Here is a 20,950-nt window from a genome sequence, read left to right on the forward strand (position 1 = left end):
CTTAAATAAGGAAAGGGTCATGATGAAGATACTCATCATCGTGGTGCTCTTAGTCATAAGCTTCCCCGCTTACTAAGACTACCAGGGCGGGGGAAACCCCGCTCTACCCTCACTCCTGAAATTATGCCTTCACGATAAGATTGTCAATCCGCAGGCTTTGTAGTCTGCGATCCTGCCAGCAAATATTCTTTGCGAGTCGTTACGGAATAATCACAGAGGAAACTATTTTGTTCACGCGTTAGCGATAGACTGCATTCAGGGCGAAAGGAGGTAAGCCGACGATTTCAGCGGGACGCTGAAACGGGAAACCCTCTCCCGGAGAAGAGGGCTTTTAATAAGGAAAGGGTTATGATGAAGCACGTCATCATACTGGTGATACTCTTAGTGATTAGCTTCCAGGCTTACTAAGAACACCAGGGGGAGGGGGGAAACCTCTCCCTAACCCTCACTCCTGAAATTATGTCACTCCGCCCTTAGTGTCAATCGACGGCTCTCCGTTCTTGCGAGGCGAATAGCAAAATTTTCTGCGCCGCCGGGCCTAATTCTGAAAGTTTCTTCGTTTGCTCTTATTTCATTATTGCAATCGGTATGATACCGGACCTCAATAATTCTCTAAGAAAGGATTTCTTATGAGCGAACAAATCACGTTTGCCACCAGCGATTTTGCCAGTAACCCGGAACCACGTTGCCCCTGCATTTTGCTGCTGGATGTTTCTGGTTCTATGAACGGTAGACCCATTAATGAACTTAACGCCGGATTGGTTACCTTTCGCGATGAGCTGCTTGCTGACCCGCTGGCCTTAAAAAGAGTGGAACTCGGTATTGTGACGTTCGGCCCAGTGCATGTGGAACAACCCTTTACCAGCGCCGCTAATTTTTTCCCGCCCATCCTGTTTGCCCAGGGCGATACACCAATGGGCGCTGCCATTACCAAAGCCCTGGATATGGTAGAGGAGCGGAAACGTGAGTATCGTGCAAATGGTATTTCGTATTATCGCCCGTGGATTTTCCTGATCACCGATGGCGCTCCAACCGATGAGTGGCAGGCTGCCGCCAACAAAGTGTTTCAGGGGGAAGAAGATAAGAAGTTTGCCTTCTTTTCCATCGGTGTTCAGGGGGCGGATATGAAGACTTTGGCACAAATCAGCGTTCGTCAGCCTTTGCCATTGCAGGGATTACAATTCCGTGAACTGTTTAGCTGGTTATCCAGTTCGCTGCGTTCGGTTTCCCGCTCCACGCCGGGAACGGAAGTTGTGCTGGAAGCGCCAAAAGGCTGGACGTCAGTGTGAGCTGGCGTCTGGTCTATGCATCAACCGTTGGAACGTCGCACATCAGCGCGGACTTGCCTTGCCAGGATGCCTGCCAGATGCAGGTTGCCTGGTTAAATGACCAGCAGCCATTATTGTCGGTATTTGTCGCTGATGGCGCAGGCAGTGTCTCGCAGGGTGGCGAAGGCGCGATGCTCGCCGTCAATGAAGCGATGGCTTATATGTCGCAAAAAGTGCAGGGCGGGGAATTGGGGCTTAATGATGTCCTCGCCACGGATATTGTGCTGACCATTCGTCAACGACTTTTTGCCGAGGCGGAAGCCAAAGAATTAGCGGTTCGCGATTTTGCCTGCACATTTTTGGGATTGATTTCATCAGCTAATGGCACCTTGATTATGCAGATTGGCGATGGCGGCGTGGTGGTAGATTTGGGTCACGGTTTGCAACTGCCGCTCACGCCGATGGTGGGGGAATATGCCAATATGACGCACTTCATTACCGATGACGATGCTGTTTCCAGACTGGAAATTTACACCAGTACTGAGCGTGCGCATAAAGTTGCAGCATTTACGGATGGTATTCAGCGACTGGCGTTAAATATGCTGGATAATTCTCCGCATGTGCCTTTCTTTACCCCGTTTTTCAATGGACTGGCGTCAGCAACGCAGGAACAACTCGATTTATTACCTGAATTGTTAAAGCAGTTTTTGTCCAGCCCGGCGGTAAACGAGCGTACGGATGATGATAAAACGTTGGCACTGGCTATGTGGACAGAATGAACATCGCATGGCGGTTGAAGACAACGGTTCAACCGCCAGTTTAAGCAATCAATATAATGGCTGGCTAGCGAACTAATTTTGCTCTTAGCTCGTCGGCTTCTTCTTTTGGATAGGTGACCAATAAAGGATCAATGGTATAACCACCGTAAATTTTATCCCCGCGCGTATACATCCAGTCTGAAATATCTTCTTTCTTGATTTTCCACTCCTGGCCATATTCTACGTTTGTAACAATACCAGGGTCATTGCTTATTATACCAATAAACATGCCGTTAGAATAAGTGACATCCGTGAGCCAGAAATGCTCGGTTTCTCCGCGATCGGTTATCGGGGCTTTGACTGCGAAAGTATCAGCATCTTTTTTATTCATAACTTCGATGAATTGATCGGTTTCTTTCCGCGCATGTTTAATCGCGTCAGACATCGCCTTTTTATCATAACCTCCTGTCACTAACGTATCCGAAATCTCACAATAGCTTGCGGTAGTAAAAAATAGCAGACTCAACATAAGTAATATCTTTTTCATTTTTTTCTCCAGAATCCCTGTGTAGTAAAAGTTAGCAAAAAACCTGTGGAAGTGAATCATTATCAGGTTGGAATTGAATTGTATCCTGATGAAATTGCATTATCATTTTTATTCTTGAGTGGGACTCTTCCAATATAGAAATAATTATAATGGGCAGTGTTATTATTCATTGAAATATAATATGACTGCCCTTGAAACATTATGAAGACAAATATAAAAGTATTTACATCGACAGATGAATTGACCACTCTCGGGCGTGAACTGGGCAAAGGCGGCGAAGGTGCGGTTTATGATATCGAGGAGTTTGTCGATAGCGTCGCCAAGATTTATCACACGCCGCCACCCGCCTTAAAACAGGACAAACTTGCCTTTATGGCTGCGACAGCTGACGCGCAATTGTTGAATTATGTCGCCTGGCCGCAGGCAACGCTTCACGGTGGACGAGGCGGAAAAGTAATCGGTTTTATGATGCCAAAAGTTTCTGGTAAAGAACCGATTCATATGATCTATAGCCCGGCACATCGTCGTCAGAGTTACCCTCATTGTGCGTGGGATTTTCTCCTCTATGTTGCGCGCAATATTGCTTCATCTTTTGCTACGGTTCACGAGCACGGGCACGTTGTGGGTGACGTAAACCAGAACAGCTTTATGGTAGGCCGTGACAGCAAAGTGGTGTTGATTGATAGCGACTCCTTTCAGATTAACGCCAATGGAACGCTGCATTTATGCGAAGTGGGCGTGTCGCATTTTACGTCGCCAGAGCTGCAAACCTTGTCGTCATTTGTTGGCTTTGAACGCACCGCGAATCACGATAATTTTGGCCTTGCGTTGCTGATTTTTCACGTCTTGTTTGGTGGTCGGCATCCTTATTCCGGTGTACCGCTTATCTCTGATGCGGGTAATGCGCTGGAGACGGATATTGCCCATTTCCGTTATGCCTACGCGTCAGATAATCAGCGACGTGGTTTAAAACCGCCGCCACGATCTATTCCGCTGTCGATGTTACCGGGCGATGTTGAAGCCATGTTTCAGCAGGCATTCACGGAAAGTGGCGTGGCAACCGGGCGTCCGACGGCAAAAGCGTGGGTAGCGGCACTTGATTCTCTACGCCAACAATTAAAGAAATGTACCGTTTCGGCAATGCATGTTTATCCCGGTCATTTGGCTGACTGCCCGTGGTGTGCTCTGGATAATCAAGGCGTTATCTATTTTATTGATCTCGGCGAAGAGGTCATTACCACCAGCGGTGATTTTGTGCTGGCGAAAGTCTGGGCGATGGTGATGGCGTCAGTAGCACCGCCAGCATTGCAACTGCCATTACCCGATCATTTCCAACCGACTGGCAGGCCGCTTCCTTTAGGCCTGTTAAGGCGTGAATACATCATTCTGATTGAGATCGCACTGTCAGCGTTATCGCTGTTGCTTTGCGGCCTTCAGACAGAACCACGTTATATTATTTTGGTTCCTGTGCTGTCGGCTATCTGGATTATTGGCAGCCTGACAAGCAAAGCGTACAAAGCAGAAATCCAGCAACGAAGAGAGGCTTTTAATCGCGCAAAAATGGACTATGACCATTTAGTCAGCCAGATCCAACAGTTGGGCGGGCTGGAAGGTTTTATCGCCAAACGGACGATGCTCGAAAAAATGAAGGACGAAATTCTTGGGTTACCGGAAGAAGAAAAGCGCGATCTGGCAGCACTTCAGGACACCGCAAGGGAACGGCAGAAGCAGAAGTTTCTGGAGGGATTTTTTATTGATGTTGCCTCTATTCCCGGCGTTGGCCCTGCGCGTAAAGCGGCGTTACGGTCCTTTGGTATTGAAACGGCGGCAGACGTTACCCGACGGAGCGTTAAGCAAGTAAAAGGTTTTGGTGATCATCTGACCCAGGCGGTTATCGACTGGAAAGCGAGTTGCGAACGCCGTTTTGTTTTCAGGCCGAACGAAGCGGTAACGCCTGCAGACAGACAAGCGGTACTGACTAAAATGGCCGCCAAACGACATCGGCTGGAATCGGCGTTGACTGTCGGTGCGACAGAGTTGCAGCGATTCCGCCTTCATGCTCCAGCACGGACCATGCCGTTGATGGAGCCGCTACGTCAGGCGGCAGAAAAACTGGCTCAGGCGCAGGCTGATTTAAGCCGCTGCTGAGCCATTTTTCAATTAACGAAACACCACTTCCGCCCAGCGTGCCAGCCCGGCGGTGACGGAGCCAAAGTCATCGCCGCCTGCAATCGGAATGCCCGGCAACTGTTCTGCCAGCGCTTTTTTAATCAGCGGCGATCGGGCGCTACCACCAGTCAGATAGATGACATCCGGTTTTTCCTGGGCGTTATCCAGCGCCAGTTGCACCTGTTCCAGAATTCGCGCCAGCGGCTGACTGAGGGCGTTTTCCAGCCCTTGCTGGCTAATCAGCGTTGCCAGTTCATCGCTGATAAACGGCAGTGAGGCGCGGGTTTCCGCTACGCTTGAAAGCGCAATTTTGCTCTCTTCTGCGCTACGTACCAGGCGATAGCTTAAACGCTGACGCCAGACTTTCTGTAACAGGGCCACTTTTTCCGGTTCGCGGGCATCGCGTACCAGATCGTTAAGCAGACGACCGTTGGCACTACTGTAGAAATCACTTTGCGCAGGGACGTCGTTGATGGCAACCGCATTCCACCACGGCAGAATCGGCAGGGCGATGCCTTTTTCGGTTTCGCCACCCATGCCCAGTAACGGCATCAGGTTTTTAAACGCCAGTGCGATATCCAGATCGTTACCGCCAATACGGCAACCACTGTGACCCAGCAGGCTGGCTTCACGATCGAGACGCGAACGCCACTGCGGCCCCATCAGCAGCAATGAACAGTCAGTCGTACCACCACCAATATCCACCACCAGCACCCGTTTTTCTTCCTGCAAGGTGGCTTCGTAATCCAGCCCAGCCGCCACCGGCTCGTACTGGAATACCACGTCCTTAAACCCGGCACGCTTCGCTGCGCGCTCCAGAATCCCTTGTGCCTGGGCGTTTGCTTCATCGCCGCCCAGCCCCTGGAAGTTGATCGGGCGACCAATCACCGCCTGGGTAATCGCTTCTGGCAATTGCGCCTGCGCCTGTTGGCGAATGTGCAGCATCATTGCGCAGACCAGATCCTCAAACAGCGCTACCTGCTGCGGTTTTAAGCCGCTGGCACCGAGGAACGATTTTGGTGATTTCACAAACCACACCTCTTCTGGATCATCAATGTACTGTGCCAGTGAGGAAAGACCGAACTGCACGCTTTTCGCCGTAACATCGATATCTTCTTCGCGGTTATAACGAATCGCCCGACGTAACAGCGCCTGCGTTTCATCGTCGTCTGCCGGAACGTCGTGATGGCGGTACAGCCATTCGCTTACCGCTTCACGCGTTGGCGCGCAAAGCATTGAAGGCAGCAGCGTGCTGTCGTTTTCCATTTTTAGCAAGTGCGGCTTACCGTCGCGCATGACCGCCACTGAACAGTTTGCTGTACCGTAATCAAAACCAATAAACACGAAATAATCCCCATGCCGGTGAAGAAGGGGCGTGACTTTAGCGAAATGTTGCCGTCGCGACAACCGGAATATGAAAGCAAAGCGTAGCGTCTGAATAACGTTTATGCTGAAAGCGGATGAATAAGGAGATGCGATGTATACCCTGAACTGGCAGCCGCCGTATGACTGGTCGTGGATGTTGGGATTTCTCGCCGCCCGTGCGGTGAACGGTGTGGAAACGGTCGCGGACAGTTATTATGCCCGTAGTCTGGCGGTGGGCGAATATCGCGGCGTGGTGACTGCTATTCCGGATATAGCCAGCCATACTCTGCACATAAATTTAAGTGCAGGTTTAGAACCTGTTGCCGCTGAGTGTCTGGCGAAAATGAGCCGCCTGTTTGATTTGCAATGTAACCCGCAGATTGTTAACGGTGCGTTGGGCAAGTTAGGCGCGGCGCGGCCCGGATTGCGTTTACCTGGTTGTGTTGATGCTTTTGAGCAGGGCGTGCGGGCGATTTTAGGCCAACTGGTGAGCGTGGCGATGGCGGCAAAATTGACCGCCAGAGTGGCACAGCTTTATGGCGAACGGCTGGATGATTTTCCGGATTATGTCTGCTTCCCCACGCCTCAGCGGCTGGCAGCAGCCGACCCGCAGGCATTAAAAGCGTTAGGTATGCCGTTGAAACGGGCGGAGGCGCTGATTCATCTGGCAAATGCGACGCTGGAGGGCACCTTACCAATGACAATACCGAGCGACGTAGAACAAGCGATGAAAACGCTGCAAACTTTTCCGGGTATCGGGCGCTGGACGGCGAATTATTTCGCCTTGCGCGGCTGGCAGGCGAAAGATGTTTTTCTACCGGATGATTATCTGATTAAACAGCGATTTCCGGGAATGACACCGGCACAAATCCGCCGATATGCCGAGCGCTGGAAGCCCTGGCGTTCTTATGCGCTGTTGCATATCTGGTATACGGAAGGCTGGCAACCAGACGGAGCATGACGTTGGTCGCCGGATGCGGTACGAGCGCCTTATCCGGCCTGGGGAATGAGCGATTTGTAGGCATGATAAGACGCGTTAGCGTCGCATCAGGCAATGGGCAAACGCTCCCTCAGTTAATCGCGAAATAACTGCTATTCACCAGCAAATCCAGCGGTTGGGCATCGGCAATCACATCGCCATAAATCAGATCGACGCCGATGCCAGAAAGCGTATCCATCACTAAGGGTAAAACGACTGGCCCGGCGATGGTTTTCATCCCGAGTCGCTGAGCGTGCCCCTGAATGATCGTAATCAGCATCTCATCCATCAAATTTCCCTGCACGTTGGCGCATAACTCACCATCAAGTAGCAGGTAATCTGCCATATTTGCTTTCAACGAGTTGAAGATTTGCAGATCGCGGCCCACCTGACTGAATACGATCCGACATCCCGCCAGCCGCAGTTTTTGCACGCTTTCTGCGTGATCTAAAATCGCGTCTGCCGGAATAATCAGATGTAATAACCGTGGTGGTAGAGGGCTATTTTCCAGCTGCTCAATTAGTTCATTCACCAGCGTGGCGCTACTCAAACCGGCAACGGAAAGGGGGAGGGCGATGCTTAAGCCTTTACTGGCAATCGCTTTTGCGGTCTGCTGGAAAAAATCGTGGAATACCCGTCGGTCAAGAGCATGGCTAAGTGCCGGATCGCTGAAGCTACGACGAAATGTTTGTTCATCAATAATCTCGCCTTCGCAACTCCAGAGCTTAAGTGAAATCAGCCACAAATTACGCGCTTGCGGGATCCGCGGCGAAGCGACACCGTGGGCGATCATCATCAACTGATTCTCTTTAATCATCCGCCACTGTTCATCAAGCGACATCACCGCCCGTTCGCTATTTGTGGCAGCTTGCTGCGGTTCGTAAACCGTCACCCGGCCCCGTCCACCATTTTTGGAGGCATAACAGGCGATATCAGCCTGCGACATCACTTCAGCCGCCTGATGATTGTTGTCATCAATCAAGGTAATCCCGGCACTGGCACCTACCCGATGTACTCGTCCTTCCCAGATAAAGTGATAGTCATTCACGGCGCTGATAATGCGTGTAGCGATAAAACGCGCACTTTCGACATTACAATCTGGCAGCAGCAGACCAAATTCATCGCCACCGAGTCGCGCCAGCACGTCGCTGGAGCGCAGCATACTCAGCATCAATGACGCCAGTTCGCGCAGTAAAGCGTCGCCAGCGGCGTGCCCGGCGCTGTCATTCACCGCTTTAAAGCGATCAAGATCGATAAACACCAGGGCATGTCGCTGATGCGTACTGTTTACCGTTTGCAGCAGGATGCGTAGTTGCTTCTCAAAACTGGCGCGATTGGCGAGATGCGTCAGTGCATCATGGGAGGCGCTGTAGCTCAGCTGGCGCAGCATTTTGCGCGATTCGGTGACGTCCTGAATCACCAGAACCGAACCAATATTGCTGCCGTCCAGAGTACTTAACGGCGTAATACTGTAATGCACGTCGTAGCTGCCGCCGCTTCGGCAGTGCAACACCACATCTTGTTCAATCGCGGAACGTGAGGTGTCGGCACTGTAAATGTTCTCCATTAATGGTCCGTTGTCGCCAAAAGTAATATGCAACACCGTCAGGAGCGGAACACCTAACGCTTCTTCCTGCGTCCAGCCGCTCATCTTCTCCGCCACCGGATTCATAAAGGTAATTTTCATTGCCATATCAATACAGACCACGGCTTCGCCGATGGAATCCAGCGTTATGTGCAGGCGCTCTTTTTCCTGAAACAATGCCTCGTTAAGCTGTTTCACTTCGGTCATATCCATATTAATGCCGAGCAGGCGTTCGACTTCGCCTTCTTTATTCAGTACCCGGTTAGCGAGGGCGCGGATATGGCGAATGCCGTCTTTCACGGTAATGCGAAATTCCAGTTTAAAGGGCGAGCGTGATTGCAACGAATCACGAATCACTTTTTCGGCGTGCTGGCGATCTTCCGGCAGCACGCACTCGTACCACACCTGCCAGTTCGGTTTGATATGCGGAGGAATTTCATACAGCTCGAACATCCGCTTATCCCAGCTAAAAATATTCGGCTTCAGCTCCCACTCCCAGATGCCAATCCCGCCCGCTTCGTTGGCCAGCGTGATGCGCTCCATCAGTTGCTGATTCACCTGTTCGGTGCGTTTTAGCTCGTTAATGTCTTCAATCTGAGCGATAAAATAGAGCGGCGTGCCATCCGTGTGGCGCACCAGTGAGACGGCAAGCAACGCCCAGACAACATCGCCATTGCGGTTGTAGTAGCGTTTTTCCATTGAATAGGTGTTTATTTCACCGCTGATCAGCTTTTCAACCTGTTGGAGATCTTTATTGAGATCCTCCGGCCAGGTCAGTTGCTGAAAGGTGAGTCCGCGCAGCTCTTCCTGACTGTAACCGAGAAACTGGCAGAGTGCTTTGTTGGATTGCAGCCATTGCCCCTCGGTGCCCACTAATGCCATGCCGATGGCGGAATATTCCATGGCGTTACGAAAACGGGTTTCGCTTTCGGAAATGTGTTTGCGTTCCGCACGAAAGGCATACATCACCATGGTCATGATGTTGGCGGGCAGCAGGATCAGCAAAAACGGTAGCCACGGCATATGGCTCATCAGGTATGTACGCGGCGTAGCAAGCAGGGAGGGATCAGCGGCCATCATCAGTGACACCATCATCACCGTGGTAAGGAAGATCAAAAAGGCTTCCATTCGTGGCAGGCGCACGGCGCTCCACATCAACAGCACAATAATGAAAGTAAAAGGCCACGGCAGATACAGCATCGAAAGCCAGCTTAACGTCAGTGTGATGGCTAACGTGAGCAGCGACTCAAAAAGCAACCGTGGGTTGCGATGGCGCAGCAGATAGTGTGGTTTAAATAACAATCCCAGCGGCACCAGTGCCAGTGCGCCGATGGATTCTGACAGTACCCATATCAAAAATGCCCTGAGAGGATCGTCTCCGGGCGTCAGCAGGATAACCAGAACACCCCCTAACAGAGGTGGAACAATGGCGCTGCCGAGTGCCAGACGCAGCCAGTCAGCCAGATTTTGCAATGGGTTATACCACGGCAGCAATTTACGCAGTAGCACTGCCCCGACCACGGCTTCAACAATATTGATGGTCGTCCAGGTCATGTTCAGCGAGCTGGTGGAAAAAAGCAGGATGGATGCGGCGATATTTCCCAGCGAGCAGCTCAGCGCAATCCCCGGCCACATGCGCCCGGCATGGCGATAAAACGCCACCATCATGATGGACGTCGGGAACCACAGTGGGGCGAGTTGGGTGCCAAACTGCGAAAGCTCAAGCGAGAAAAGGGTAAAGATAAACGAGACTAAACCTAAACTGACCAGGTGAAGCAGCGGGTGGGGCAGGGCAATTAATACATGCTGTGATTGTTTGCTCATTACCGCTTTATCCGCAAGACCAGGTCGCCAGTATTCGTTTCTGTGTTTATGCTAGTACAAAAGTTTTACATTTTATATGCGAATTGCTCATAAAGTGACGTAAAGGCGGATAATTTGCGCAACTGCGTATAACAATTTTTACTTTGTATAAAACTGATCAACGTAATTTGCCACCGGGAATTCTTCGTCAACAATTAACTCTGAGCGCGCGGCAACGCTATTCGACTGGTATCAGGCGGATGAAATCCCTATAATTGCCGCGTTTGGCGCTTCGTCGCCCCCTTCCTAACATCCAGGTTAATCAGGTCGCTAAATATATGACTGATCAGTCTCATCAGTGCGTCATTATCGGTATCGCTGGCGCATCGGCTTCCGGCAAGAGTCTTATTGCCAGTACCCTTTATCGTGAATTACGTGAGCAAGTCGGTGATGAACACATCGGCGTAATTCCCGAAGACTGCTATTACAAAGATCAAAGCCATCTGTCGATGGAAGAACGCGTTAAGACCAACTACGACCATCCCAGCGCGATGGATCACAGCCTGTTGCTTGAGCATTTACAAGCGTTGAAACGCGGCTCGGCCATTGACCTGCCGGTTTACAGCTATGTTGAACATACGCGTATGAAAGAAACGGTGACGGTTGAGCCGAAGAAAGTCATCATTCTCGAAGGCATTTTGCTGCTGACGGATGCGCGTTTGCGTGACGAACTTAACTTCTCCATTTTCGTTGATACCCCGCTGGATATCTGCCTGATGCGCCGCATCAAGCGTGACGTTAACGAGCGTGGGCGTTCAATGGATTCAGTGATGGCGCAATATCAAAAAACCGTGCGTCCGATGTTCCTGCAATTCATTGAGCCTTCTAAACAATATGCGGACATTATCGTGCCGCGCGGCGGGAAAAACCGCATCGCCATCGATATATTGAAAGCGAAAATAAGTCAGTTCTTTGAATAAGCTTGATAAATTGTGTACCGTTCAGTGATAACCTGGTATGCCCTTGACGTAATTGGCGTTAAGGGAGTGATGCACGAAAGGAGAAAATGCCATGCGTCTGTGTGACCGAGATATTGAAGCCTGGCTTGATGAAGGCCGTTTGTCGATCAACCCACGTCCGCCAGTGGAGCGTATTAATGGCGCGACGGTGGATGTGCGCCTGGGCAATAAATTTCGTACCTTCCGTGGTCACACGGCAGCGTTTATCGATCTGAGCGGTCCCAAAGATGAAGTGAGCGCCGCGCTTGACCGCGTGATGAGCGATGAGATCGTTCTCGATGAAAGCGAGGCGTTCTATCTTCACCCAGGAGAGCTGGCGCTGGCGGTGACGCTGGAGTCGGTGACGCTGCCAGCCGATCTGGTGGGCTGGCTGGACGGGCGTTCCTCACTGGCGCGTCTGGGGCTGATGGTGCACGTCACCGCGCACCGCATCGATCCGGGCTGGTCTGGCTGCATTGTGCTGGAGTTCTACAACTCCGGTAAGCTGCCGCTGGCGCTGCGTCCGGGCATGTTAATTGGTGCGCTGAGCTTTGAGCCGCTTTCCGGCCCGGCGGCGCGACCTTACAACCGCCGTGAAGATGCGAAATATCGCAACCAGCAGGGCGCGGTAGCCAGCCGAATCGATAAAGACTAACTCAGGCCCATTGAGGATACCATGAGACGATTTCTGACGACGCTGATGATACTCCTGGTCGTGCTGGTGGCCGGGTTATCTGCGTTAGTGTTGCTGGTGAATCCGAATGATTTCCGCGACTATATGGTCAAGCAAGTTGCTGCACGTAGCGGTTATCAATTGCAGCTCGACGGGCCACTGCGTTGGCACGTCTGGCCGCAGCTTAGTATCCTCTCCGGGCGAATGTCTCTCACCGCCCAGGGCGCGAGCCAGCCACTGGTTCGCGCCGACAACATGCGTCTGGACGTGGCGCTTTTACCACTACTGAGTCATCAACTGAGCGTTAAGCAGGTGATGCTAAAAGGGGCAGTGATTCAACTGACGCCGCAGACGGAAGCGGTGCGCAGTGAAGACGCTCCGGTTGCACCGCGCGACAATACCTTGCCGGATCTGTCAGACGATCGCGGATGGTCGTTTGATATATCCAGTCTTAAGGTGGCGGACAGCGTGCTGGTGTTCCAGCATGAAGATGACGAGCAGGTGACAATCCGCAATATTCGCCTGCAAATGGAACAAGATCCCCAACATCGTGGCTCATTTGAGTTCTCCGGGCGGGTTAATCGCGATCAGCGCGATCTCACGATATCCCTTAACGGTACGGTAGATGCTTCTGATTATCCGCATGATTTAACGGCGGCTATTGAACAAATTAACTGGCAGTTGCAGGGTGCCGATTTACCAAAACAAGGTATTCAGGGGCAGGGGAGTTTCCAGGCCCAGTGGCAGGAGTCACATAAACGCCTTTCATTTAACCAAATTAGTTTGACCGCCAATGACAGTACGCTGAGCGGGCAAGCACAGGTCACGTTGACAGAGAAACCGGAATGGCAGCTGAGACTGCAATTCCCGCAACTGAATCTTGACAACCTCATCCCCCTTAATGAAACAGCGAACGGTGAGAACGGTGCCGCGCAGCAAGGGCAGAGCCAATCAACGTTGCCGCGCCCGGTCATTTCTTCGCGTATTGATGAACCGGCCTATCAGGGACTGCAAGGCTTTACGGCTGATATTTTGTTGCAGGCCAGTAACGTGCGCTGGCGCGGAATGAATTTTACAGATGTTGCCACGCAAATGACCAACAAGTCGGGTTTGCTGGAAATTACTCAACTGCAGGGCAAACTTAACGGTGGACAGGTTTCACTGCCGGGCACGCTGGACGCGACATCAATAAATCCGCGGATAAACTTCCAGCCACGGCTGGAAAACGTTGAGATTGGCACCATTCTGAAGGCGTTTAACTATCCGATTTCGTTGACCGGAAAGATGTCACTGGCTGGTGATTTCTCCGGTGCTGACATAGATGCCGACGCATTCCGCCATAACTGGCAAGGACAGGCACATGTCGAAATGACCGACACGCGCATGGAAGGGATGAACTTCCAGCAGATGATTCAGCAAGCGGTAGAACGTAATGGTGGTGATGTGAAGGCCGCTGAAAACTTCGATAACGTAACGCGTCTTGACCGCTTTACCACCGATTTGACGTTGAAGGATGGCGTCGTGACGTTAAACGACATGCAAGGTCAATCGCCAGTGCTGGCGCTGACAGGGGAAGGCATGTTGAATCTGGCAGATCAAACCTGCGACACCCAGTTTGACATTCGTGTGATTGGTGGTTGGAACGGGGAAAGCAAACTGATTGATTTCCTCAAAGAAACGCCAGTACCGCTGCGGGTTTATGGCAACTGGCAGCAACTCAATTACAGCCTGCAAGTGGATCAGTTACTGCGCAAACATCTACAGGACGAAGCGAAACGTCGCCTGAATGACTGGGCCGAGCGGAATAAAGATTCCCGCAATGGCAAAGATGTGAAGAAGTTGCTGGAGAAGATGTAAGACAAGTTATGCAGATGGCGGCGTCAATTGTCGCCATCTGTATTTATAGCACTAAGCAGCATGTGGATATTGAATTTCAATACGTTGAATATGCAATCCTGCATGAGCCATCATGGTGATCAATTTATCGATACTAAAGATCTGGATCTTACCTCTGGCAAGTTCAGATATGCGAGGTTGAGTGACCCCTAAAGCAGACGCTGCCTGAGCCTGGCTAAACCCTTGTTGTTCAATCCAGTTATTAATGATCGTTACAAGTTCGGCACGGATCCGCATATTTTCCGCTTGTTCAGGGGTGTCACTCACCGCATCCCACACACTATCAAAGGTTTCAATTTTCATTTTTCCGCTCCTGAACAAGTTCTTTATAGCGTCGTTTGGCTAAATCAACATCCGATTGACTGGTAGTCTGTGTTTTCTTTTGAAAACAATGCAATACGTAAACCGCTTCTTCAAATTTTGCGATATACATGACGCGATAGATCCCATCAGCATCGCGAGCGGCGGCACCATTATATTCTGAATATGTAAGATCGAAGGCTGTTCCGTTCACTTGATGTTCCTCGCTACTATGGAACGCTTAAGCCGGTGAACGTGCCAGGGTGGCTCAATCGCCACCACCCTGGCAACCCGGGCTCCCGGCGGTAAATCGCCGCTGGCGCGGTTCCCTCATCTTATTCCTTTCGGCTATCGGGTACGGGCGCGAGGTAACATCCCTGTAAAACGCGCCCTCAGCCCACATCCATGTGGGCTGCCCCGGCCTACAGGAAACGATTCGGCGATTTACAGCCGGACCCACACCCCCGCTGTGATGTCCATGTACCACAGACAACGCTTCATTGCTGAAGTTATAAGGCGTTACGCAGCATTGGGTAAAATGGCCGATACCATCACACCTCGTACTCCATCTCGCCATCCTTATGCAGCGGAATAATTTGCACCTTCTGCACGCGATGGCTTTCCACCTGCAACGTTTTAAGCAAATAATCCCCCACCTGAACTTCTTCGCCAGGTTTTGGAATACGCTGCAAATACTCCATCAACAGCCCGGCAATGGTGTGATATTCACGTTTTTCATCCAGCGGCAGCGGCACATATTGCACCAGATCTTCCAGCGGCATATGACCATTCGCCGTCCAGGAACCGTCCGCATTTTTCTGAATATCATGGCGGGCGTCGATCTCTTCCACTTCATTCGGTAAGTTACCGGCAATGGTTTCTGTGACGTCACTTAATGTCACAATCCCTTCCACCGAGCCAAACTCATCCACTACAAAAGCAAAGTGTGTGCGGGCATTACGGAACTGCTCCAGGGCTGGTAACAACGGCAAGGTTTCCGGGAACACCAGCGGCTGGCGAATCAACACCCGCAGGTTGAGCGGTTCGCCGCGCAGAGACTGTTGTAGCAGGTCGATAACGTGAACAACACCGAGCAAATCTTCCGCGTCATCGCCATCAGTAACCACCAGTCGCGTGTGCTGATTTCGCTCCAGCAACTGGCGGATTTCTTCTTCCGGCGCGTTGAGATCGATATGCTCAATATCGTGGCGCGACGTCATAATGCTGCTGACAGTACGCTGGTTAAGATTAAGTACCCGCTCAATCATCCGCCGTTCCTGCGGATTAAAGATCTGCTGGTTACCATGATCCACCAGCATGGACGCGGTTTCGGCGTCCAGTTCCGCATCTTCTTTTTGCCCGCTAAGCAGGCGCATTACCGCTTCGGTAGTCCGCTGGCGCAGCGTCTGGTTAGCGGAAAGAAAACGTCGCCGGTTAAAGATAGCCAACTGATTGAGCGCCTCGATCATCACCGAGAAACCAATAGCAGCGTACAGGTAGCCTTTCGGTATGACGAAGCCGAAACCTTCTGCCACCAGGCTAAAGCCAATCATCAACAGGAAGCTTAAGCAGAGAATAACGATCGTCGGGTGACTGTTAACAAATTGCGTTAAGGGCTTGCTGGCCATCAACATCAGGCTAATAGCGATAACGACGGCGGCCATCATGACCAGTAAATGGTCGACCATCCCGACGGCGGTAATCACCGAGTCGAGTGAGAAGATGGCGTCCAGTACCACAATTTGTGTCACCACCCCCCAGAACTTCGCACCTTTGCGTTGTGTGGGGTTATTGCTGTCTTTCCCCTCCAGCCGTTCGTTCAGCTCCATCGTGGCTTTGAACAGCAGGAAGAAACCACCAAACAGCATGATTAAATCGCGGGCGCTAAAGGTAAACGAGCGGAAGCTGAACAGCGGTTGAGTCAGGGTGACCAGCCAGGAGATTGACGCCAGCAGTAACAGGCGCATTAACATCGCCAGCAGCAGCCCGGTAACCCGTGCGCGGTCGCGCTGCTTCGGCGGTAGTTTTTCGGCGAGGATGGCAATAAAGACCAGGTTATCAATGCCGAGGACCAGTTCGATCACAATCAGCGTGATTAACCCGGCCCAGATAGACGGATCGGCAATCCATTCCATAGTAAGTACAAAACCTATTCGTTGTATGACAAATGTCACAATTCGATCATGGATAAATCGGGGCAAAAATGCAATGTTACAGCACTATTTATCTCATATTATTTGAGGGTTATAACCTCACATTATCCCCGAATTATAAGTGGTAATAATAAAACGTTATTTAAGAAATATCGCATGTGGAGACGCTATATTAAATATTGTCAACCTAAAGAAACTCCTAAAAACCATATTGAATGACACTTAATATAATTCTTAAAAATAGCCAATTGCCGAATTGTTACCTTGCCTGCTATTCCGTTAGCTGTAACACTTCCTCCTGCATTATTGGAGAGCCAATATTCAATTACCATAATGTCACCTTATATTCGGAAGTTAATTTCCGCAATAACCCTTTCTCATCAACGACTGTATGTTGAGAGGGTTTTAAAAATTAAGCTAAATCAGTGTATTGGTAGCTAAAAAGCCACGGGCGGTAGCGTGTCTGGATGCCTGAAAGACCAGTCTGAATTATTCTGTCAATAGCCTGCGGATGAAATCAATTTTTTTAGGACTGATGCCAGTTAAATTTTTATTCAATTAACTGCAAGGTAAATGTGCATGGCGACATTGCTATTAATAGTGCACAGGATAATTACTCTGCCAAAGTGATAAATAAACAATGATGAAATCCAAAATGAAATTGATGCCATTATTGGTGTCAGTAACCTTGATAAGCGGTTGCACAGTACTTCCGGGCAGCAATATGTCGACGATGGGGAAAGACGTCATCAAACAGCAGGACGCTGATTTCGATCTCGACAAAATGGTGAATGTTTATCCGTTGACCCCGCGCCTGATTGATCAATTACGCCCACGCCCGAATGTAGCGCGCCCCAATATGACGCTGGAAAGTGAGATCGCGAATTATCAGTATCGCGTCGGGCCGGGAGACGTTCTTAATGTCACCGTCTGGGATCACCCGGAACTCACCACGCCAGCCGGTCAGTACCGCAGCTCCAGCGACACCGGCAACTGGGTACAGCCTGACGGCACCATGTTCTACCCGTATATCGGCAAAGTTCACGTGGTGGGGAAAACGCTCGCTGAAATCCGCAGTGATATTACCGGGCGCTTAGCGACGTACATCGCTGACCCGCAGGTGGACGTTAATATCGCCGCCTTCCGCTCGCAAAAAGCCTATATCTCCGGTCAGGTGAATAAATCCGGTCAACAGGCGATCACCAACGTGCCACTGACCATTCTCGACGCCATCAACGCCGCAGGTGGCCTGACCGACACCGCTGACTGGCGCAACGTGGTGCTAACACACAATGGTCGTGAAGAGCGCATTTCTTTGCAGGCGCTGATGCAAAACGGCGACCTCAATCAGAACCGACTGCTTTACCCCGGCGATATTCTCTACGTGCCGCGTAATGATGATCTGAAAGTGTTTGTGATGGGTGAAGTGAAGAAACAGAGCACCCTGAAAATGGACTTTAGCGGCATGACCCTGACTGAAGCCCTGGGCAATGCTGAAGGTATCGACATGACCACCTCCAACGCCAGCGGCATCTTTGTCATTCGTCCGTTGAAAGGCGAGGGCGGGCGTAACGGCAAGATTGCCAATATCTACCAGCTGGATATGTCCGATGCCACGTCGCTGGTGATGGCGACAGAATTCCGCCTGCAACCTTATGACGTGGTGTATGTCACCACCGCCCCGGTATCCCGCTGGAACCGTCTGATCAATCAGTTGCTGCCAACTATTAGCGGTGTCCGTTACATGACGGATACAGCCAGCGACATTCATAACTGGTAATCGTCATGTTTAACAACATCTTAGTTGTCTGTGTCGGCAATATTTGCCGTTCCCCGACGGCGGAACGCTTACTGCAACGTTATCACCCGGAGCTGAAAGTGGAGTCCGCTGGACTCGGCGCGCTGGTCGGTAAGGGCGCTGACCCTACTGCTATCAGCGTCGCCGCAGAACATCAACTGTCTCTGGAAGGTCACTGTGCACGGCAAATCAGCCGTCGCCTGTGTCGCAACTACGACCTGATTTTGACCATGGAAAAGCGCCATATCGAACGCTTATGCGAGATGGCACCTGAGATGCGCGGCAAAGTGATGCTGTTTGGTCACTGGGATAACGAATGTGAAATCCCCGATCCGTATCGCAAAAGCCGGGAAACGTTTGCAGCGGTGTACACATTACTTGAACGATCTGCCCGCCAGTGGGCGCAGGCATTGAACGCAGAGCAGGTATAAGAATGACAGAAAAAGTAAAACAACATGCCGCTCCGGTAACGGGCAGTGATGAAATCGATATTGGTCGCCTGGTCGGCACCGTCATTGAAGCGCGCTGGTGGGTAATTGGCATCACCGCCGTATTTGCCCTCTGTGCCGTGGTTTACACCTTCTTCGCCACGCCGATTTATAGTGCCGACGCACTGGTACAAATCGAGCAAAACAGCGGCAATTCGTTAGTGCAGGACATTGGTTCGGCATTAGCCAACAAACCGCCAGCATCGGACGCCGAGATCCAGTTGATTCGTTCGCGTCTGGTGCTTGGTAAAACGGTGGACGATCTCGACCTCGATATTGCAGTGAGCAAAAACACGTTCCCTATTTTCGGTGCGGGCTGGGATCGCCTGATGGGACGCCAGAACGAGACGGTAAAAGTGACCACCTTTAACCGCCCGAAAGAGATGGCGGATCAGGTGTTTACGCTTAATGTGCTGGACGATAAAAACTACACTCTGAGCAGCGATGGCGGCTTTAGCGCCCGTGGGCAAGCGGGCCAGATGCTGAAAAAAGAAGGCGTCACGCTGATGGTTGAAGCCATTCACTCCAGCCCGGGCAGTGAGTTTACCGTCACCAAATACTCCACGCTGGGGATGATCAACCAACTGCAAAACAGCCTGACGGTAACGGAGAACGGCAAAGACGCAGGCGTACTGAGCCTGACTTATACCGGTGAAGATCGCGAACAGATCCGCGACATTCTTAACAGCATCGCCCGTAACTATCAGGAACAAAATATTGAGCGCAAATCCGCGGAAGCGTCGAAAAGCCTCGCCTTCCTCGCGCAACAGTTACCGGAAGTACGTAGCCGCCTTGATGTTGCCGAAAATAAATTGAATGCCTTCCGTCAGGATAAAGATTCTGTTGATCTGCCGCTGGAAGCAAAAGCGGTGCTCGATTCGATGGTGAACATCGACGCACAATTGAACGAACTGACCTTTAAAGAAGCGGAAATCTCCAAGCTGTACACCAAAGTTCACCCGGCGTATCGCACGCTGCTGGAGAAACGGCAGGCGCTGGAAGACGAAAAAGCCAAACTGAACGGTCGCGTAACGGCGATGCCGAAAACCCAGCAGGAGATTGTCCGTCTGACCCGCGATGTCGAGTCTGGGCAGCAGGTCTATATGCAGCTGCTGAATAAAGAGCAGGAGCTGAAAATCACCGAAGCCAGCACCGTCGGCGATGTGCGCATTGTTGACCCGGCAATCACCCAGCCAGGTGTGCTAAAACCGAAGAAAGGGCTGATTATCCTTGGGGCGATTATCCTTGGCCTGATGCTCTCTATCGTGGCTGTGCTGCTGCGCTCGTTGTTTAATCGCGGCATTGAAAGCCCGCAAGTGCTGGAAGAACATGGCATTAGCGTCTATGCCAGCATCCCGCTGTCGGAGTGGCAGAAAGCGCGCGATAGCGTCAAAACCATCAAAGGGATTAAACGCTATAAACAGAGCCAGCTACTGGCGGTGGGGAATCCAACCGATCTGGCGATTGAAGCCATCCGTAGTCTGCGTACCAGTCTGCACTTCGCGATGATGCAGGCGCAGAACAATGTGTTGATGATGACCGGGGTTAGCCCGTCAATCGGTAAAACCTTTGTCTGCGCCAACCTGGCGGCGGTGATTAGCCAGACCAATAAACGGGTGTTGTTGATCGACTGCGATATGCGCAAAGGCTACACCCACGAGCTGTTGGGCACTAATAACGTTAATGGCCTGTCGGAAATTCTGATTGGACAGGGCGATATTACTACTGCTGCTAAACCGACCTCTATTGCCAAATTTGACCTGATCCCGCGCGGTCAGGTGCCGCCAAATCCTTCTGAACTGTTAATGAGCGAACGCTTTGCCGAACTGGTGAAGTGGGCGAGTAAAAACTACGACCTGGTGTTGATTGATACGCCGCCGATTCTGGCAGTGACCGATGCGGCAATTGTTGGTCGTCATGTCGGAACCACGTTAATGGTGGCGCGTTATGCGGTCAACACATTGAAAGAAGTGGAAACCAGTCTGAGCCGCTTTGAGCAAAATGGTATTCCGGTGAAAGGGGTGATTCTGAACTCCATCTTCCGCCGCGCCAGCGCGTATCAGGATTATGGCTATTACGAATACGAATATAAGTCGGATGCGAAATAACGACGCTGCATTCGCACCGCCCCGTAGGCCGGATAAGGCGTTCACGCCGCATCCGGCAAGCA

18 protein-coding genes and 1 pseudogene are annotated in these 20,950 nt (G+C 51.3%); 12 read left to right on the top strand and 7 right to left on the bottom strand.

What is annotated here, in order from left to right; translation table 11 throughout:
* The first annotated feature begins 19 nt into the window (after positions 1 to 19).
* From ACJHWR_RS13400 to pphC, 4 genes are all read left to right on the top strand, one after another.
* The gene (locus tag ACJHWR_RS13400) at positions 20 to 76 is read left to right on the top strand and encodes a type I toxin-antitoxin system Ibs family toxin (RefSeq protein ID WP_100792650.1); all 57 of its coding nucleotides are present in this window, start codon (positions 20 to 22) and stop codon (positions 74 to 76) included.
* Between the two features lie 272 nt (positions 77 to 348).
* Positions 349 to 408 carry a type I toxin-antitoxin system toxin IbsA gene (gene ibsA, locus ACJHWR_RS13405; protein ID WP_010723109.1) on the top strand — a complete coding sequence of 20 codons (60 nt, stop codon included), beginning with the start codon at positions 349 to 351 and terminating at the stop codon, positions 406 to 408.
* Between the two features lie 221 nt (positions 409 to 629).
* Positions 630 to 1,289, top strand: coding sequence for a vWA domain-containing protein (locus tag ACJHWR_RS13410; protein WP_000003151.1), 660 nt, complete (start codon positions 630 to 632; stop codon positions 1,287 to 1,289).
* Complete coding sequence (gene pphC, locus ACJHWR_RS13415) at positions 1,286 to 2,047, top strand: protein-serine/threonine phosphatase PphC (protein WP_000119096.1); 762 nt, start codon at positions 1,286 to 1,288, stop codon at positions 2,045 to 2,047. Before ACJHWR_RS13410 ends, pphC begins: the two co-directional genes overlap by 4 nt.
* A 64-nt stretch (positions 2,048 to 2,111) precedes the next feature.
* On the opposite strand, the gene ACJHWR_RS13420 is transcribed toward pphC, so the two are convergent.
* Complete coding sequence (locus ACJHWR_RS13420; protein ID WP_000722362.1) at positions 2,112 to 2,573, bottom strand: YegJ family protein; 462 nt, start codon at positions 2,571 to 2,573, stop codon at positions 2,112 to 2,114.
* 201 nt (positions 2,574 to 2,774) lie between these two features.
* On the opposite strand from ACJHWR_RS13420, the gene yegI reads away from it, so the two are divergent.
* Positions 2,775 to 4,721, top strand: a complete 1,947-nt coding sequence (gene yegI, locus ACJHWR_RS13425) for a protein kinase YegI (RefSeq protein WP_000856069.1) — start codon at positions 2,775 to 2,777, stop codon at positions 4,719 to 4,721.
* Positions 4,722 to 4,733: 12 nt separating this feature from the next.
* Here yegI and yegD read toward each other — a convergent pair whose 3' ends face one another.
* Positions 4,734 to 6,086: a molecular chaperone gene (gene yegD, locus ACJHWR_RS13430; RefSeq protein ID WP_000469679.1), complete on the bottom strand. Its 1,353-nt coding sequence runs from the start codon at positions 6,084 to 6,086 to the stop codon at positions 4,734 to 4,736.
* 133 nt (positions 6,087 to 6,219) lie between these two features.
* Between yegD and alkA the strand changes: the two genes are divergently transcribed.
* Complete coding sequence (gene alkA, locus ACJHWR_RS13435) at positions 6,220 to 7,068, top strand: DNA-3-methyladenine glycosylase 2 (protein ID WP_000288360.1); 849 nt, start codon at positions 6,220 to 6,222, stop codon at positions 7,066 to 7,068.
* 109 nt (positions 7,069 to 7,177) lie between these two features.
* On the opposite strand, the gene ACJHWR_RS13440 is transcribed toward alkA, so the two are convergent.
* Positions 7,178 to 10,495, bottom strand: coding sequence for a diguanylate cyclase (locus ACJHWR_RS13440; RefSeq protein WP_000043747.1), 3,318 nt, complete (start codon positions 10,493 to 10,495; stop codon positions 7,178 to 7,180).
* 317 nt (positions 10,496 to 10,812) lie between these two features.
* On the opposite strand from ACJHWR_RS13440, the gene udk reads away from it, so the two are divergent.
* From udk to asmA, 3 genes are all read left to right on the top strand, one after another.
* Positions 10,813 to 11,454, top strand: coding sequence for a uridine kinase (udk, locus tag ACJHWR_RS13445; RefSeq protein ID WP_001295424.1), 642 nt, complete (start codon positions 10,813 to 10,815; stop codon positions 11,452 to 11,454).
* Positions 11,455 to 11,545: 91 nt separating this feature from the next.
* On the top strand, positions 11,546 to 12,127 hold the full coding sequence (dcd, locus tag ACJHWR_RS13450) for a dCTP deaminase (protein WP_001234777.1): 582 nt from the start codon (positions 11,546 to 11,548) through the stop codon (positions 12,125 to 12,127).
* Positions 12,128 to 12,148: 21 nt separating this feature from the next.
* A complete protein-coding gene (gene asmA / locus ACJHWR_RS13455; protein WP_001252329.1) occupies positions 12,149 to 14,002 on the top strand; it encodes an outer membrane assembly protein AsmA in 1,854 nt (617 codons plus the stop codon).
* Positions 14,003 to 14,053: 51 nt separating this feature from the next.
* On the opposite strand, the gene ACJHWR_RS13460 is transcribed toward asmA, so the two are convergent.
* The 4 genes and pseudogenes from ACJHWR_RS13460 to ACJHWR_RS13475 all read right to left on the bottom strand — a co-directional run bounded on the left by ACJHWR_RS13460 (position 14,054) and on the right by ACJHWR_RS13475 (position 16,826).
* Positions 14,054 to 14,344, bottom strand: a complete 291-nt coding sequence (locus tag ACJHWR_RS13460) for a helix-turn-helix domain-containing protein (protein ID WP_000687871.1) — start codon at positions 14,342 to 14,344, stop codon at positions 14,054 to 14,056.
* A pseudogene (locus ACJHWR_RS13465) lies at positions 14,334 to 14,501 on the bottom strand (type II toxin-antitoxin system RelE/ParE family toxin); the annotation flags it as partial. The gene ACJHWR_RS13460 and the pseudogene ACJHWR_RS13465, both read right to left, overlap by 11 nt.
* A gap of 391 nt (positions 14,502 to 14,892) precedes the next feature.
* Positions 14,893 to 16,476, bottom strand: a complete 1,584-nt coding sequence (locus ACJHWR_RS13470) for a TerC family protein (RefSeq protein WP_001366304.1) — start codon at positions 16,474 to 16,476, stop codon at positions 14,893 to 14,895.
* Positions 16,477 to 16,676: 200 nt separating this feature from the next.
* Positions 16,677 to 16,826: a hypothetical protein gene (locus ACJHWR_RS13475; protein ID WP_162829205.1), complete on the bottom strand. Its 150-nt coding sequence runs from the start codon at positions 16,824 to 16,826 to the stop codon at positions 16,677 to 16,679.
* A gap of 308 nt (positions 16,827 to 17,134) precedes the next feature.
* Here ACJHWR_RS13475 and wza point away from each other — a divergent pair, with 308 nt between their 5' ends.
* The 3 genes from wza to wzc are packed head-to-tail and all read left to right on the top strand — an operon-like array spanning position 17,135 to position 20,888.
* On the top strand, positions 17,135 to 18,274 hold the full coding sequence (gene wza, locus ACJHWR_RS13480; protein ID WP_000978094.1) for a polysaccharide export protein Wza: 1,140 nt from the start codon (positions 17,135 to 17,137) through the stop codon (positions 18,272 to 18,274).
* A 5-nt stretch (positions 18,275 to 18,279) separates the two neighbouring features.
* A complete protein-coding gene (gene wzb / locus ACJHWR_RS13485) occupies positions 18,280 to 18,723 on the top strand; it encodes a low molecular weight protein-tyrosine-phosphatase Wzb (protein WP_000482901.1) in 444 nt (147 codons plus the stop codon).
* Positions 18,724 to 18,725: 2 nt separating this feature from the next.
* The gene (gene wzc / locus ACJHWR_RS13490; RefSeq protein WP_000137122.1) at positions 18,726 to 20,888 is read left to right on the top strand and encodes a tyrosine-protein kinase Wzc; all 2,163 of its coding nucleotides are present in this window, start codon (positions 18,726 to 18,728) and stop codon (positions 20,886 to 20,888) included.
* Positions 20,889 to 20,950: the final 62 nt, after the last annotated feature.

The sequence above is a fragment of the Escherichia sp. WS568 genome (assembly GCF_046486085.1).
Classification (GTDB): Bacteria; Pseudomonadota; Gammaproteobacteria; order Enterobacterales; family Enterobacteriaceae; genus Escherichia; species Escherichia coli.

Bases quoted from the DNA above. Each gene is read 5' to 3' on its own strand.
- wza (WP_000978094.1), top strand. From the start codon at position 17,135: ATGATGAAATCCAAAATGAAATTGATGCCATTATTGGTGTCAGTAACC.
- ACJHWR_RS13475 (WP_162829205.1), bottom strand. From the start codon at position 16,826: ATGGTAATTGAATATTGGCTCTCCAATAATGCAGGAGGAAGTGTTACA.
- asmA (WP_001252329.1), top strand. From the start codon at position 12,149: ATGAGACGATTTCTGACGACGCTGATGATACTCCTGGTCGTGCTGGTG.
- ACJHWR_RS13420 (WP_000722362.1), bottom strand. From the start codon at position 2,573: ATGAAAAAGATATTACTTATGTTGAGTCTGCTATTTTTTACTACCGCA.
- ACJHWR_RS13470 (WP_001366304.1), bottom strand. From the start codon at position 16,476: ATGGAATGGATTGCCGATCCGTCTATCTGGGCCGGGTTAATCACGCTG.
- yegI (WP_000856069.1), top strand. From the start codon at position 2,775: ATGAAGACAAATATAAAAGTATTTACATCGACAGATGAATTGACCACT.
- alkA (WP_000288360.1), top strand. From the start codon at position 6,220: ATGTATACCCTGAACTGGCAGCCGCCGTATGACTGGTCGTGGATGTTG.
- ACJHWR_RS13460 (WP_000687871.1), bottom strand. From the start codon at position 14,344: ATGAAAATTGAAACCTTTGATAGTGTGTGGGATGCGGTGAGTGACACC.
- udk (WP_001295424.1), top strand. From the start codon at position 10,813: ATGACTGATCAGTCTCATCAGTGCGTCATTATCGGTATCGCTGGCGCA.
- ACJHWR_RS13410 (WP_000003151.1), top strand. From the start codon at position 630: ATGAGCGAACAAATCACGTTTGCCACCAGCGATTTTGCCAGTAACCCG.
- dcd (WP_001234777.1), top strand. From the start codon at position 11,546: ATGCGTCTGTGTGACCGAGATATTGAAGCCTGGCTTGATGAAGGCCGT.
- ACJHWR_RS13440 (WP_000043747.1), bottom strand. From the start codon at position 10,495: ATGAGCAAACAATCACAGCATGTATTAATTGCCCTGCCCCACCCGCTG.
- wzc (WP_000137122.1), top strand. From the start codon at position 18,726: ATGACAGAAAAAGTAAAACAACATGCCGCTCCGGTAACGGGCAGTGAT.
- wzb (WP_000482901.1), top strand. From the start codon at position 18,280: ATGTTTAACAACATCTTAGTTGTCTGTGTCGGCAATATTTGCCGTTCC.